The organism is Aeromonas simiae, from assembly GCF_000820125.1.
GTDB classification, from domain to species: Bacteria; Pseudomonadota; Gammaproteobacteria; order Enterobacterales; family Aeromonadaceae; genus Aeromonas; species Aeromonas simiae.
On record NZ_CDBY01000002.1, the window covers coordinates 23,562 to 23,901 of the forward strand.

Consider the following 340-nt stretch of genomic DNA (forward strand, 5'->3'; position numbering starts at 1 on the left):
TGGCGCCGGGTGTAGCCAATCTGGCGGATGCAGGGCAACAGGTCGGCGATCAGCGAGTCATAGGGGCTGCGCCGGCCATAGTCGGCAGCCAGGGCAGCGCACAGGGCCGCGCGCTCGCGCAGCAGTGCCCGCTTGAGGCTGGCAAGGGCAGCACTACGCTCGGCATAGGAGGGGGATGGCCGAGCCAAGAAGGCGGAGCGCTGAGTCTCAAGCTGTGCCAGGAGGGGGTCGGGCATCGTCGGATTGGCCTGCTCCATGGCGGCTCCCGATAGTTGTATGGGTATTGTCAGGTGTTGGCACGCTAACGTGCCGGGCCGCGACTTGTAAAGAGGGGGAGGGG

General features: G+C 66.8%; 1 pseudogene. It reads right to left on the reverse strand.

Features of this window, described 5'->3' with window-relative positions:
* A pseudogene (locus BN1134_RS19875) lies at positions 1 to 257 on the reverse strand (coniferyl-aldehyde dehydrogenase); the annotation flags it as partial.
* Between the last annotated feature and the right edge of the window lie 83 nt (positions 258 to 340).